This window comes from Selenomonas sp. GACV-9 (assembly GCA_900116485.1).
Lineage (GTDB): Bacteria > Bacillota > Negativicutes > Selenomonadales > Selenomonadaceae > Selenomonas_A > Selenomonas_A ruminantium_G.
Window position 1 is genome coordinate 142,307 of record FPAX01000002.1, and the last position, 14,086, is coordinate 156,392.

The following is a 14,086-nucleotide window of genomic DNA, read 5'->3' on the forward strand; positions in this document are numbered from 1 at the left end:
AGTTACAGTTGCTGGATAAAAGCCAAGGATTTGAGCGGCCGTCCCAACAACGACTGCAAATAGCTCAGCAGCAGTTGCTCCGCCTGCACCAGCAGGCGCGCGCTGACCTTCAGCGTCGCAGCCTCTGACCAGTCAAAATCCCGCAAGCTTAGGATGAACCGCCGCAGCTCATCGGGAAATGGTGGCACGCCGGCCTCATGGCAGTCCTCGCAAAGCACGCCGCCTGCCGCTTGCAGGAAGTAGGCATCGCCGTTGATTTCCCGCCCGCAGTGCACGCAGTGCTCATAATGCAGCTGCATGCCAGTGAACTCGAGCAGCTGATAGACGGCCGCCAGAGCTGTCACGCGCGGATTGCGCGTCTCAAAAGCTGTGAGCACCTGCTGCAGCTGGGCAAACATCTGCGGCTCAGGCTGCCCCTCAGGCAGGAACTCACGCAGGAACTCGGCAACAAAGCTGCCATAAGCCATGGCTGTGAGATCTTCACTGAGACTTCGGTAATGACGTTTAAGCGTGCACTGCTTGACCGTATCGACCCGCTGCCCTTCCGCGAGCTGCAGCTCGAGCAGCGAGAACATCTGCATGCCGCCAGCCAGCGGACTACGCGGACGCCGGCAGCCAAAAGCCGCAGCCTTCACAAGACCGCGCTCCCGCGTGAAGAAGGTCATCATCTTGTCGGCCTCGCCCCAGTTCTTCGCCCCGAGCACTACCGCCTCAGTCTGATATATTGCCATTATTGCTTTTCCTTCTGCAGCAGCTCATCGACGGCAGCCGCTGACAGGTTGCTGCTTTCCTCAGCTGGCACCGACAAGCGCTTCGGCATGACTGCACCAGCTGTCAGCATATACTGCAGGGCCGACTCACTGCTGATGTCCAGGTATATGACATCTTTCTTGAGCACAAACAAGTTCGTCCCCGAAGTCATATTGAGGCTCCAGGGCACAAAGACGCATACATAGTCATCGCCTAGCCGCTCCTTGAGCATCTCAGGCACATCGGCCATGATGAACCCCAGTGCCTTCGACTGATGGAACGGCACGAGCACTACCTGGTCAAACATATTATTGGACTCAAACACCGCCGTCGACAGATGCTTGACGCTATTGTAGATGAATTTGACCACGGGAATCTTACCCAGCAACATCTCACCGACATGGATCAGCCGGCGCGTCGCCCAGTACGACGAGGCCCAGCCCGTCAGATAGATGACGACGAGCAGTGTGATAAGCCCCATCCCCGGGAAATAGAAGGGCAGATGCATGCCGAGCACGCCCTCGGTGAAATGCAGGGTCTCAGCCACCACAAAGAACGTGATGGCCAACGGCACCAAAAGGATCAGGCCATTGATGAACCGGCGCGATATGCAGCGGGACAGACTGCGGTTCGTCTTTGCCCCTGTGTCCCCGCTCATCGCTCGTCACCAAAGCCGAAGTTGCGCAGGATGCCATCGCGGTCACGCCAATCCTTGCGTACCTTGACCCAGAGATCAAGGAATACCTTCGAGCCCAGCAGATTCTGGATATCCGTGCGCGCCAGTGCCCCGATTTCCTTGAGCATCGAGCCCTTGGCACCAATGATGATACCCTTCTGGGAATCGCGCTCGACATAGATGGTCGCACGGATATAGACATCGTCGTTAGGACGCGTCGTCATCTCATCCACATCGACGGCAATCGCATGCGGGATTTCGTCACGCGTGAGGTGCAGGGCTTTCTCGCGGATGAGCTCGGCCACGATGAGGCGTTCCGGCTGATCCGTGATCATATCATCCGGATAATACTGCGGCCCCTCGGGCAGATATTTCTTGATCTCAGCCAGCAGGCTGTCAAGATTCAGCTCCTCCTTGGCCGAAATCGGCACGACACCGGCAAACTGGTACTTCGCCGTATAATTGCCGATAATCGGCAGAGCCTTCTCGCGCTCGATAAGATCGAGTTTATTGACAACGAGTATGACCGGACGTTTCGTTGCCTGCAGGCGCTCCAGGATATACATCTCACCGGGGCCAAGTTTTTCCGTGGCATCCACCACGAACAGGATGGCATCGACTTCCTTGAGCGTGCCCTCGGCCGCCTTGACCATATACTCCCCGAGCTTATGCTTCGGCTTGTGGATGCCCGGCGTGTCAAGGAATACAATCTGCGCATCGGGCTGCGTCAGGATGCACAGGATGCGGTTGCGCGTAGTCTGCGGCTTATCGCTCATGATGGCAATCTTCTCGCCAATCAGCGTGTTGACAAGTGTCGATTTACCGACATTCGGGCGGCCGATAACGGCGATAAAGCCCGATTTATGTTTCTGATTCTGTTCCATACTCTTCCTTCTATCCTCTCTCAGTCCCGGGAAATCCCGAGCTTCTCCATGACGAAACGCTGCTCGGCTTCCATCTCCTCGCGTTCTTCGTCCTCCATGTGGTCATAGCCCAAAAGATGCAGCATGCCATGGACAGTCAGGAACGCCATCTCGCGGCGCACGCTATGGCCGAAATCTGCAGCCTGCTCCTCGGCACGCTCCACCGAAATGATGAGATCGCCCAGCACATTGACGTCCATGCCGCCATCAATCTCAGGCTCCTCGCTCTCATTGAGCGCAAAGGACAAGACATCGGTCGGACGGTCAATGCCGCGATACTGCTTGTTCAGCGTGTGGATATATTCGTTATTCGTCAGCGTGACGCTGACCTCGCCATTCTCTACACCATAGAGCTTGCCGACCATTTCGGCTGCCGCCTTGACATTCTCGACATACTCCTCCGGAAATGTCAGCTCCTCCGGATAATTGCTGATGATTACTTCCATTTTACTCCTGCCCCTGTTTTTCTTCCCGTTTCTTTGCGGCGGCTTCCTTCGCCTTTTTCTTCTTGGCTTCCCAGTCGCCATAGGCCTCGACAATGCGCGTCACGACCTCATGACGGATGACATCCATCGGTGCGAGGCGCACGATGCCGACGCCCTTGACACCATCGAGCACCTGAGCAGCCTCACGCAGTCCCGACGTAACGCCACGGGGCAGGTCAACCTGTCCCAGGTCCCCTGTGACCACCATACGCGAGCCAAAGCCAAGACGCGTCAGGAACATCTTCATCTGCTTATCGGTCGTATTCTGGGCCTCATCGAGAATGATGAACGCATCCTCCAAGGTACGGCCACGCATATAAGCAAGCGGTGCAATCTCGATGATGCCCTTGGCCATGAACTTCTGATAGGTGTCCTGGCCGAGGATATCCTGCAGCGCATCGTAAAGGGGGCGCAAATAAGGATCGACCTTATCCTGCAGATCCCCTGGCAAAAAGCCCAGGCGCTCCCCAGCCTCGACAGCCGGACGCGTCAGGATGATCTTGTTGACCTCTTTATTGCGCATAGCTGCTACCGCCATGACTACAGCCAGATAGGTCTTGCCTGTACCTGCCGGGCCGATGCCAAAGGTTATGGAATTGTGGCGGATCGTATCAAGATAAAGACGCTGGCCTAGTGTCTTTGGCCGCACATGACGGCCCCGGGATGTCACGAGGATCGTATCGCCAAACAAAGTGTGCAGCGCCTCGCCCTTGCCGCCCTTGACGAGTCCAATGCCATAACGCACCTCATGCATCGTAATCGTCGTGCCCTGACGGTAGAGATACTGGAGCTCCTCAAGCACCTTGGCCGCCGGCTCCACCATCGCAGCCTCACCGAGGATCTCGATGCGGTCGCCGCGGCTCACGAACTGACAGTCAAAATTCTCCCGCATGACCTGCAGGAACTCATCGCGCTCGCCCAAAAGCGAATAAGCCTCTTTATGATCTTGAAAGATGATCTGCTTTTCTAATGCCTGCTGCAAAGAATCTGTTCACCTGCTTCTTTCTATTCGAATAAACAAATACACATAGTCACATTGTACCACATATCAGGCCTGCGTCAAAAATACTTACAATGAAAAAGCCAATAGTTAACTTTTATTTAAATATATGTTGACTGTTAACTACAGCGATTTTATAATGTTTACAATAAAATCTTATATTTTGCGAGGGTTATAGTTATGAAAATCACTGCTATCGACAAGCTTACCGACAAGATTATCGCCGGACTGCGCATCAGGCGTGGCGATGATGTATCTTATCTGCTTACTGCACCATTAGAGGAGCTGCAGGTGGGGGCGCGGCGTCTGCAGGATTATTTCTGCGGCAATCATATCGACCTCTGCACGATAATCAATGGCCGCAGCGGCCGCTGCGGCGAGAACTGCAAATACTGTGCGCAGGCCGCCTGCCATCATACCGGCATCGACGAATATCCCTTCCTGCCCAAGGAAGAAATCATCCAAAACGCCAAGGCCAATCAAGACGCTGGTGCCAACCGCTTTGCCATCGTTACGTCAGGACGTGCTCTTGCCGGAGCAGACTTCGACAAGGCCATCGATACGTACAAGGCCATGCACGACAAACTCACCATCGGCCTCTGTGCCTCCCATGGCCTGCTGACCCGCGAGCAGTTCAAGCGCCTGCGTGCCGCCGGAGTCACGAGCTATCATCATAACATCGAGACCAGCCGCCGCTTCTTCCCGCAGATCTGCACCTCGCATACGTATCAAGACCGCATCGATACCATCAAGATTGCTCAGGAAGAAGGCTTCTGTGTCTGCTCGGGCGGCATCATCGGCATGGGCGAGACCTGGGAAGACCGCTTCGATATGGCCATCAGCCTGCAAGAGCTCGGCATCGAGTCCATCCCCATCAACTCCCTGATGGCTATACCAGGCACTGGCCTTGCCCAGCAGCCGGCCCTCCCTGCCGCAGATATCCTGCGCACCATCGCCATTTTCCGTTTCATCAATCCTACCGCTAACATCCGTCTGGCAGCGGGCCGCAAACTTCTGCCGCAAAACGGTGCAACGGCCTTCCGAGCCGGGGCCTCGGCTTCGATTACCGGCAATATGCTGACCACCTCAGGCACGACCATCAAAGAAGATATGGAACTGCTGCACACGCTAGGCCTTACCAATCATAATGACGACAGCACCATCAGCTGCAGCACCTGTGGCACACATTGATCGCTACAGATAAACAGCAAGGTGGATTGCTTACCGAAAGCAATCCACCTTGCTGTTTTTATCTTATGCGTTTTGCATTGAATTTCTCAATCATCTTTTCGGGTTTGTAAGACTCCTTAGCCTTACGCAGCCCTTCATGCCCCATGTCTTCCTCGCGGTTCACATAAGTCATGCCCTGCCAGCAATGCTCGATAAATCCCTGATTGATTGCTGGATAGGCGCCGCGGATATCGGGATCAGCCTTTTCCACATGGACGACCACCGTATCGGTGTTGAGCTGCTCGCCAAACGTAAACGCGATGATGCGCCCATCGAGACGGATGGCCCCGCCCTTGAGCCCAAAATAATCAAAGTCGGCAAATACCTCACGGATTGCCTGGCTTTCCCAGCCGATGAACGGATCATCAGGCTCATCCTGGATGCGCAGGTCATACCAGCGCTGCAATTCCTCGAGACACGCCGGCAAGATTTCCGGCGTCATCGGCTGATACTCAGCCTGCGGATAGAGCTTACGGAAGGCATTCAGATGGTTTTTCTTGGAGTGCAGCTTGCGGCCAGACAATGTGATAAGCTTTTCTGCCAGATAGACATAATCATAATTATCACGATCAGCCTTGACCTCAAAGTCAGCCCCCTCATATTGTTCCAGCACAGCCGCATAGCATTTCTCTATGCCGGTAATGACAAAAGGCTTGCCCTGCGCCTCGAAATACGCCAGGAATTTCGCCGTGGCCTCAACCATCTTCTCCTCAGGCCCATAGGGCTGCAAAGCCATCAGCTGCCCGTCCCATTCTGCGGTCATATAGAGGACATTATCCTCCTCACACCATTTGATATGGAACGGCTCACGCCACATGAACAGATTTGTGAAATTGAAATGGGAATTTTCATAATAACGACTTTGGAAATACCGGTCAAGCAGTGGCTTGTCGGCTTTCGTCAACTCACGGAATTCTATGATAATCATCCTCCTGATGACACACTTTCGTTACTGTGTACCCTCTCATGATACCAAACCTGTCAAGCTCCCGCCGTGACTGACTCACTGAAGCTTCATCATCTGGCGGCCGGCCTCTGCCTGTCTGGCCACCTCAACCACATCGGCACCACCAGCAGCAGCCACCGCAGCCAGGACAGTTCCCTCAACCAGCGGGCAATCTACCAGCCGCACCATATCATCCTTGAGGTTCTCCTGCACCAACTCGGCCGTCATGACCGCACTGCCCATGTCCATAAGTATCACTGCACCATCGTGGCCACAGACTTCCTCTACGGCCAGCGTGATTTTCTCATAGCTCGTTCCCATCATGCCGTCGTCGAGTCCACCGGCTGCGGCAATCTGCACATCACGCGCCATCATCTCAGCCAGTTCTTTGACGCCTTCCGCCAGCTTCTGGCTATGTGATACGATTACAATCCCTACCAACGCCGTCCCTTCTCTCCTGCTTTATTTGAAAATGCGGCCAGATGTCTGACCGCATTCCATCAATGTATCCTATTGTACCATAATTTCTTGCAATTGCAACAAATCTATTATTTATAGTAAGCCACGCCAGCCTCAAAGAGCTGCTGATCTTTGCTGCCCGGCACGTTGACAGCAATATGCTCACCAATGCGCTCCGAATGTCCCATCTTGCCAAGCACACGGCCATCCGGGCTCGTGATGCCCTCAATGGCATTGACCGAACCATTCGGGTTGAACGGAATGGAAAGCGACGGATTGCCAACAGCATCGACATACTGCGTAGCAATCTGACCACGGACACGCAGTTTCGCGATGATTTCCTGATCAGCCACAAAGCGGCCCTCACCATGGGAAATGGCAATCGTATGGACATCACCGACCTTGACATTATTGAACCACGGCGAGAGGTTCGATACCACCTTCGTCTGTACCATGCACGAAGCATGACGGCCAATATTGTTGTAAGTCAGAGTCGGAGAGTTCTCTGACAGATCCCGGATATCTCCATACGGTACCAGGCCCAGCTTGATCAATGCCTGGAAACCGTTGCAGATGCCGAGCATCAGACCATCACGCTTGTTGAGCAGCGTCATGACCTCCTCCATGATGCGCGGATTGCGGAACATCGCTGCAATGAACTTGCCCGAACCGTCCGGCTCATCACCGCCACTGAATCCGCCCGGCAGCATGATCATCTGCGACTCACGGATGCCCTTGACGATAGCCTCAACCGTCTCCTCAACGGCTGCAGGCGTAAGGTTGCGGACGATCAGCGTCTGGGCCTCAGCGCCAGCACGCTCCCAAGCACGGGCCGAATCATACTCGCAGTTCGTACCAGGGAATACCGGTATGAATACCCTTGGACGTGCGATATGCGTCTGCTTACGCAACACATTGCCTTTCTCATAAGGAATATAGGTGGCCTTGTCCTTGCTGCGCTGTTTGACCTGCGTCGGGAAGATTTTCTCGAGCGGCGACGTGAAGGCCTCCTCAGCATCAGCTAGCATGATAACATCCGCACCACAGACAATGCTCGGGCCAGCTGTCGTCACGCCGAGTTCGCGATAGCCTGTGCCAGCTAGCAGCGTTTCGACATCGGTATTTTCTGCTACCTCGATGATGATTGAACCATAATCAGGCGTGAAGAGGCTGTTCCGCGTCACATGGCCCGTGAACTTGAAGCCGATGCCATTGCCCAGTGCCATCTTCGTGACAGCTGCAGCGATACCGCCGACACCGATGCTCTGAGCCGAGAATACCTTTTTGCCGGCCGTCATCTGGCTGATCTTGTCCCAGTTCTTACGCATCTTCGCAAAGACTGGCAGATCCTGGCTGTCCTTCGGTGCCGGTACGAGATAAACCTTATTGCCTGGATATTTGAACTCCGGCGATACAGCACAGTCTGCCTTCATGACATCGACAGCAAAGGCTGCCAGCGTCGGCGGTACATGGAGGTCCTCAAAGGTACCGGACATCGAGTCCTTGCCGCCAATAGCCGGAATCTCGAGCTCATGCTGAGCCCAAAGGGCACCGATCAGCGCAGCAAATGGGTTGCCCCATTTCTTCGGATCCTTGCCGAGGCTCTCGAAATACTCCTGGAACGTCAGGCGGATCTTATCGGCACGGCCGCCAAGTGCGACCATCTTAGCTGCCGATTCAACCACCGAGTAGAGTGCACCATGGAACGGGCTCCACTCCGTAAAGGCCGGGTTAAGTCCAAAGGTCATTGCCGTAGCCGTATTCGTCTCAGCACCGAGTACTGGCAGCTTGGCTACCATACCCTCAGCCGGCGTCAGCTGCTTACGGCCGCCGAACGGCATCAGCACCGTATTGCCGCCAATAGTCGAGTCAAAGCGCTCGGCGAGGCCCTTCTGGCTGCAGACGTTGAGATCTGCCAGATTCGTCAGCCAGGCCTTCTCCAGATCTTTGCCGCAGGCCTCGACAGCCGCCGGAATCTTGTGCAGATAACGGTTGTTTTCATCCGGGCTGCTGATGACTGCCGTGACATGCTGGCGCACGCCATTCGTGTCAAGGAACTCACGGTTCATCTGCACGATTGGCTTGCCACGCCACTTCATGATGAGGCGCGGCAGTGCCGTGACCTCAGCAACCTGCGTCGCTTCAAGGTTCTCTTCATCGGCAAATTTGACAAAAGCCTCGAGATCTTGCGGATCGATGACGACAGCCATGCGCTCCTGGGACTCCGAAATTGCCAGCTCCGTACCATCAAGGCCGGCATATTTCTTCTTGACCGCATCGAGATCGATGACAAGACCATCGGCCAGCTCGCCGATAGCTACGGCCACACCACCTGCACCGAAGTCATTGCAGCGCTTGATCATGCGGCTGACCTGCGGATTACGGAACAGACGCTGGATCTTGCGCTCTGTCGGCGGATTGCCTTTCTGTACCTCAGCACCGCAGCTGGTCAACGACTCCTCCGTATGTTCTTTCGAGGAACCCGTAGCACCGCCGCAGCCATCGCGGCCCGTGCGGCCACCGACGAGAACGATGAGGTCGCCCGTAGCCGGACGCTCGCGCACGACATTGACCTTCGGTGCTGCTGCAATGACGGCACCGATTTCCATGCGCTTGGCCATATAGCCTTCATGATATACCTCACGAACCTGACCAGTTGCCAGACCAATCTGGTTACCGTAAGCGCTGTAGCCCGCAGCTGCTCCCAGAGTGATCTTCTTCTGCGGCAGCTTGCCAGCCATCGTATCCTTGAGCGGACGACGCGGATCTGCCGCACCAGTCACACGCATGGCCTGATAGACATAGGAACGGCCCGAAAGCGGATCGCGGATAGCACCGCCAAGGCACGTAGCCGCACCACCGAACGGCTCGATTTCCGTCGGATGATTGTGGGTCTCATTCTTGAACATGACGAGCCATTCCTCATCCTTGCCATCGATATCAGCCGTTACCACGATGCTGCAGGCATTGATTTCTTCCGATTTATCGAGATCCTCGAGCTTGCCCTGCTTGCGCAGTGCCTTCATGCCGATAACGGCAATATCCATCAGCGTCACATCGCGGAGGTTGCCGCCATAGATATCCTCACGGTCTTCCAGATATTTATTGTAGGCCTTGGTAATGGCTGGAGAAAAATAGCCCTCTTCGATATCGACCATATCGATAGCCGTCGTGAACGTCGTATGACGGCAATGGTCAGACCAGTACGTATCAATGACGCGCAACTCGGTAATCGTCGGCGCTCTGCGCTCTGTCTCACGGAAATATTCTTGACAGAACTTCAAATCCTCGAAGCTCATCGCAAACCCCTTCGCTTCCATGAAGGCCTGCAGTCCAGCATCATCGAGGGTGTTGAAGTCTTCCAGCACTTCAACATCCGCCGGCTCCTCATAATGCATGTCAAGCGACTCCGGTTTTGCCAGGCTTGCCTCACGACTCTCGACTGCATTGATGCAGTAATCCTTGATTTTCGCAAAGTCCTCCCGGCTCACATCACCGACAATGACGATGACACGAGCCGTCGCAATCTGCGGACGCTCCTTCTGCGTGACGAGCTGCACGCACTGAGCCGCCGAGTCTGCCGTCTGGTCATACTGGCCAGGCAGATATTCCACCGCAAAGGTCCGGGAATTCGGAAAATGCGGCAATTTCTCCTCATATACTACATCCACCGGCGGCTCTGCAAATACCACCGACTTTACCGCCGCATACTCTTCATCGCTGAGACCCTCGATGTCGTACCGCTTGATGATACGAACGGCCTTCAACTCCTCAAGGTGAAAGGTTTCCTTGAGATCGCTGCAGAGCTGCTGGGCGGGGATGTCAAAGAATCCCTGTCGTTTCTCTACGAAAATTCTTCTTACAGTCATGAGTGCTCTTTTCCTCCAAATGAAAAAATACTTAAAACATAAAGCTATATAGATAAAATAGGCATAGCAAGCCCCCTACAGGCCTGCTATGCCTATTGCATCACAAACAATCCACCGCAATCTTGACGACCACTTTAGTCACCTGAGACGGCATATCATCTACTGCGCCCTGCGGACGATGCACGTCCTCCGGATAAAGCACAGCAAAACGACCCGGAGACAGCACGATATTGCTGTCCGGTACCAACGATTCATAGAACGTTATATCTCTGTCCGCATCATAAGGACTCGTCACCGTAAGATCAGGGCTGAACGGACACCATCCCATGTATTCTTCGCCTTCCACGACGAACTGGATGTCTACATACTTCTCATGCGTTTCGGGACGGCATTCATGATAGAGCCGCGTCGTATAGCGCTGCAAGTTGGCCACACATTTATCCCCATCAATCGGATAGCGTCCATCCGCCAGCTTGGTAAAATCATGATCGCGCAGATAGTCCAAAGCCTTCTGCACCATAGCTGGATATCTTACATGGCTGTCATCCAGCGAATCAATGCTGCCAATAATCATGCCATACCCCTCTTCCCATTCTCGTATCTTAGTCCTTGAAACAAGGCTGCACCAACCAGCCTTTAGTATCATTTTACCTAAAACAGATGCGTATTGCAAGAACACAGGACTATCTTTATCAAAAAGCGCTTAATTTTTCTACAAAAGGACATCTGCGCCAAAATCCGCCTTCATCTGTTCCCTGACAAAAGACTATCTGTAATTTACAACTTGCCAACCATCCACATCCTGTGATATGATTGTCATATATTGAGACAGGCAATGACTGAAAGAGTATCTGCCCATCTTCTCGCCAGAGAGGCGGTGTCTGGTGCAAACCGCCGGGAAGATCCAGAGAAAGCTGCTCACGAGCCTGCAGGGCCTAATAAGTCCTGCCGTTTGCCGCGTTAAGGCATCGAGTGGGTCCTGCCATGGCAGGATCTGATTAAGGTGGTACCACGGGAACAAGCCCTCGTCCTTTACTGGACGAGGGCTTTTATAGTAGACAAACACATTCAAGGGAGGAATATCCATGCGTGAACTCTTAGAGCTGCTCGAACACGACGCCCGCCGGCCGGTCAGCGAGCTGGCCTCGATGCTGAACCGCAGCGAGTACGAAGTCGAGCGTAACATCAAAGACTTAGAGAAGGACAAAATCATCCTTTCCTATAATACACTGATCAACTGGGAAAAATTCGGTGACGATACGGTCACAGCCGTCATCGAGATCAACCTGACGCCACAGCGCGAGGTCGGCTTTGATGCCATCGCTGAGCGCATCTACCGCTTTGACGAAGTTCGTACGGTCTATCTGATGAGTGGCAGCTTTGACCTCATGGTCATCATCGAAGGCAAATCCTTGAAAGACGTGGCAAACTTCGTCGCTAAACGCCTGGCTACCATCGAAGGTGTCACGGCTACGCGCAGCCACTTCATGCTCAAACCGTACAAGAAAGATGGCGTCATCATCAACGATGAGGAACGCGACCGCAGATTGGTGGTGTCACCATGATCGAGACGAAAAACGATTGGGCTGATCGGCTGTCTCCGGGCGTCAATGCGATTGCTCCGTCGGGCATCCGTAAATTCTTCGATATCGCTGCCCAGATGGACGATGTCATCTCCCTCGGTGTCGGTGAACCGGACTTCATCACGCCCTGGTCTATCCGCGAAAGCTGTGTCTATGGCCTCGAACAGGGCTATACTTCATACACTGCCAATCGTGGTATGCCAGAGCTCCGTCAGGAAATCTGCCACCATTACCATGACTGTTATCAGACAGACTATGATGCCGCCACCGACGTTCTCGTAACTGTCGGTGTCAGTGAGGCCCTCGACATTGCCATGCGTGCCATCCTCGCCCCTGGCGACGAAGTACTGATTCCGGAGCCTTGCTATGTCTCCTATCAGGCCTGCACCATCCTGGCTGGTGGTGTCCCAGTGGCCGTCCCGGCAAAGATTGAAAACGAATTCCGCATCACACCGGCTGAGCTCGAAGAGCATCTCACCGAACGCACCAAGGTGCTGCTGATTGGCTATCCGAACAATCCGACCGGTGCTATCATGACGCGCAAGGATCTCTTAGCCATCGCCGACTTCGCCGAAAAACATGACCTCATCGTCATTTCCGATGAAATCTACGGCGATCTGACCTATGGGGACGAAGAACATGTATGTTTCGCTTCCCTGCCACGCATGCAAGAGCGTACCATCCTGCTCAACGGTTTCTCCAAGGCATACGCCATGACAGGCTGGCGCATCGGCTATGCACTGGCCAATCCGACCATCATCGCTGCCATGACCAAGATCCATCAGTATACGATGCTCTGCGCACCGATCACGGCTCAGATTGCCGCCATCGAGGCCCTGCGCCACGGCGAGAAATACATGAAAAAGATGGTATCGGAGTATGACCGCCGCCGCCGTCTGATCTATGACGGGTTCATCAAGATGGGCCTTGAATGCTTCGAGCCGAAAGGCGCCTTCTATATCTTCCCGAATATCAGCTCAACAGGCTACACATCAAACGAATTCGCCGAAGAGCTGCTGAAGGCCGAGCATGTCGCCCTCGTTCCTGGCAGTGCCTTCGGACAATGCGGGGAAGGCCATGTCCGCTGCTCTTATGCAACGGCTATCGACAAGATTTCCGAGGCGCTCAATCGCATCGAAAACTTCCTCAAGCACCATAGGAAATAAAGACTGAAAGCCGGAAAGCAACCATTGCTTTCCGGCTTTCAGTCTTTAGGCGCCTACGCCATGACGGGGATTCTTATTCACGACCTCTATCGCATTGGCAATAGCCTTTATGACTTTTACCTCACATTCCGTATTCATCTCATTGACACGTACAAAGACGTCACCCTCGCGCGTGGATACATATCTTGGCGGCAGCTGGTTAAGCGCCAGTGCGGCAATATCAAGCCTGCACTGCTCACACCGACAGCAATCCGGATACTGTTCCAGCACAACGTCCATTTTGTCCTGGACAAATTCCTCCATGCAGTTTTTCAGTTCCATTGTAATTCCTCCCTGTACGCCTCATTATAGCACGTTTTTTATATATTTTTAAGTAACCTCAGCACAGTTTCCCTAGTTTGACAAAGACCATGCTCTATGCTATACTATGTACTGTTGTCAAGGACAACGAAACAAGCGCTCGTAGTCCAGTGGATAGGACGTTAGCCTCCGGAGCTGAAAGCGTGGGTTCGACTCCCGCCGAGCGCACCACTTACGATATTTCACGGCCTGTTGTTTACAGGCCGTTTTTCATTTTCTGCTCAGACATCTGCAAGATAACTATAACCCTCTTATAACCCCCTGGTATTATCATGGATAGCAACGGGGGAATTATCATGTCTGCTGATTTCTTTAACATGATTGAAACTGCGCTGCTATTTGCCATTATCCTTATCTTTACCATCCAAGGTCACTTCCGATCTGACGATGACGATTACGATTCCAGCTCCAATACTTCGAATCACTGGTGGGAAAACGACTATAGCAGCTCCGATTACCATGATAGTTATGGTGACTATAGCGACTGCGGCAGTGATAGCAGCAGCGACAGTTCCGATAGCTCCGATTAAGATTTCTATGCAAAAACAGGCGACAGCTCCTACAGCTGCCGCTTTTTTTTTGACATTTCCGTATTAAACATATTAAATATATATGTTTATAGTTGACAAAGTTACACAA

At 53.5% G+C, this 14,086-nt stretch carries 14 protein-coding genes, 1 tRNA gene and 1 other annotated feature; of the genes, 5 read left to right on the top strand and 10 right to left on the bottom strand.

What is annotated here, in order from left to right; genetic code table 11:
* Positions 1-2 precede the first annotated feature (2 nt).
* From recO to BM322_RS03895, 5 genes are read right to left on the bottom strand one after another with little or no spacing between them, the layout of a single operon-like run.
* Positions 3-731 carry a DNA repair protein RecO gene (recO, locus tag BM322_RS03875; RefSeq protein ID WP_075428595.1) on the bottom strand — a complete coding sequence of 243 codons (729 nt, stop codon included), beginning with the start codon at positions 729-731 and terminating at the stop codon, positions 3-5.
* Complete coding sequence (locus BM322_RS03880) at positions 731-1,408, bottom strand: DUF502 domain-containing protein (RefSeq protein ID WP_075428596.1); 678 nt, start codon at positions 1,406-1,408, stop codon at positions 731-733. The genes recO and BM322_RS03880 overlap by 1 nt, the downstream gene beginning before the upstream one ends.
* Complete coding sequence (gene era, locus BM322_RS03885; RefSeq protein WP_075428597.1) at positions 1,405-2,310, bottom strand: GTPase Era; 906 nt, start codon at positions 2,308-2,310, stop codon at positions 1,405-1,407. The genes BM322_RS03880 and era overlap by 4 nt, the downstream gene beginning before the upstream one ends.
* Positions 2,311-2,330: 20 nt before the next feature.
* Positions 2,331-2,795, bottom strand: coding sequence for an rRNA maturation RNase YbeY (gene ybeY, locus BM322_RS03890; RefSeq protein WP_075428598.1), 465 nt, complete (start codon positions 2,793-2,795; stop codon positions 2,331-2,333).
* A 1-nt stretch (position 2,796) separates the two neighbouring features.
* Entirely contained in the window at positions 2,797-3,816 is a 1,020-nt protein-coding gene (locus BM322_RS03895) for a PhoH family protein (RefSeq protein WP_075428599.1), read from the bottom strand.
* A gap of 198 nt (positions 3,817-4,014) precedes the next feature.
* Between BM322_RS03895 and bioB the strand changes: the two genes are divergently transcribed.
* Entirely contained in the window at positions 4,015-5,025 is a 1,011-nt protein-coding gene (gene bioB / locus BM322_RS03900; protein ID WP_075428600.1) for a biotin synthase BioB, read from the top strand.
* Positions 5,026-5,083: 58 nt separating this feature from the next.
* Here bioB and BM322_RS03905 read toward each other — a convergent pair whose 3' ends face one another.
* The 4 genes from BM322_RS03905 to BM322_RS03920 all read right to left on the bottom strand — a co-directional run bounded on the left by BM322_RS03905 (position 5,084) and on the right by BM322_RS03920 (position 10,912).
* A complete protein-coding gene (locus BM322_RS03905; protein WP_075428601.1) occupies positions 5,084-5,992 on the bottom strand; it encodes a DUF2156 domain-containing protein in 909 nt (302 codons plus the stop codon).
* Positions 5,993-6,067: 75 nt separating this feature from the next.
* Positions 6,068-6,451 carry a dihydroxyacetone kinase phosphoryl donor subunit DhaM gene (gene dhaM / locus BM322_RS03910; RefSeq protein ID WP_075428602.1) on the bottom strand — a complete coding sequence of 128 codons (384 nt, stop codon included), beginning with the start codon at positions 6,449-6,451 and terminating at the stop codon, positions 6,068-6,070.
* A 107-nt stretch (positions 6,452-6,558) separates the two neighbouring features.
* Complete coding sequence (locus tag BM322_RS03915; RefSeq protein ID WP_075428603.1) at positions 6,559-10,338, bottom strand: phosphoribosylformylglycinamidine synthase; 3,780 nt, start codon at positions 10,336-10,338, stop codon at positions 6,559-6,561.
* 100 nt (positions 10,339-10,438) lie between these two features.
* Positions 10,439-10,912 carry a YhcH/YjgK/YiaL family protein gene (locus BM322_RS03920; RefSeq protein ID WP_075428604.1) on the bottom strand — a complete coding sequence of 158 codons (474 nt, stop codon included), beginning with the start codon at positions 10,910-10,912 and terminating at the stop codon, positions 10,439-10,441.
* Between the two features lie 252 nt (positions 10,913-11,164).
* Positions 11,165-11,374: a binding site (T-box leader), on the top strand.
* A 49-nt stretch (positions 11,375-11,423) separates the two neighbouring features.
* On the opposite strand from BM322_RS03920, the gene BM322_RS03930 reads away from it, so the two are divergent.
* Together BM322_RS03930 and BM322_RS03935 are read left to right on the top strand one after the other, a co-directional pair.
* On the top strand, positions 11,424-11,903 hold the full coding sequence (locus BM322_RS03930) for an Lrp/AsnC family transcriptional regulator (protein WP_075428606.1): 480 nt from the start codon (positions 11,424-11,426) through the stop codon (positions 11,901-11,903).
* Positions 11,900-13,087 (top strand): aminotransferase class I/II-fold pyridoxal phosphate-dependent enzyme, encoded by a 1,188-nt coding sequence (locus tag BM322_RS03935; protein ID WP_075428607.1) that lies wholly within the window; start codon positions 11,900-11,902, stop codon positions 13,085-13,087. Before BM322_RS03930 ends, BM322_RS03935 begins: the two co-directional genes overlap by 4 nt.
* Positions 13,088-13,132: 45 nt before the next feature.
* Here the strand turns inward: BM322_RS03935 and BM322_RS03940 are convergent, their stop codons facing one another.
* Entirely contained in the window at positions 13,133-13,408 is a 276-nt protein-coding gene (locus BM322_RS03940; protein WP_075428608.1) for a late competence development ComFB family protein, read from the bottom strand.
* A gap of 135 nt (positions 13,409-13,543) precedes the next feature.
* Between BM322_RS03940 and BM322_RS03945 the strand changes: the two genes are divergently transcribed.
* Together BM322_RS03945 and BM322_RS13420 are read left to right on the top strand one after the other, a co-directional pair.
* Positions 13,544-13,618 (top strand) — tRNA-Arg (locus tag BM322_RS03945).
* Positions 13,619-13,764: 146 nt separating this feature from the next.
* Positions 13,765-13,977 carry a hypothetical protein gene (locus BM322_RS13420; protein WP_143102171.1) on the top strand — a complete coding sequence of 71 codons (213 nt, stop codon included), beginning with the start codon at positions 13,765-13,767 and terminating at the stop codon, positions 13,975-13,977.
* The last annotated feature ends 109 nt before the right edge of the window (positions 13,978-14,086 follow it).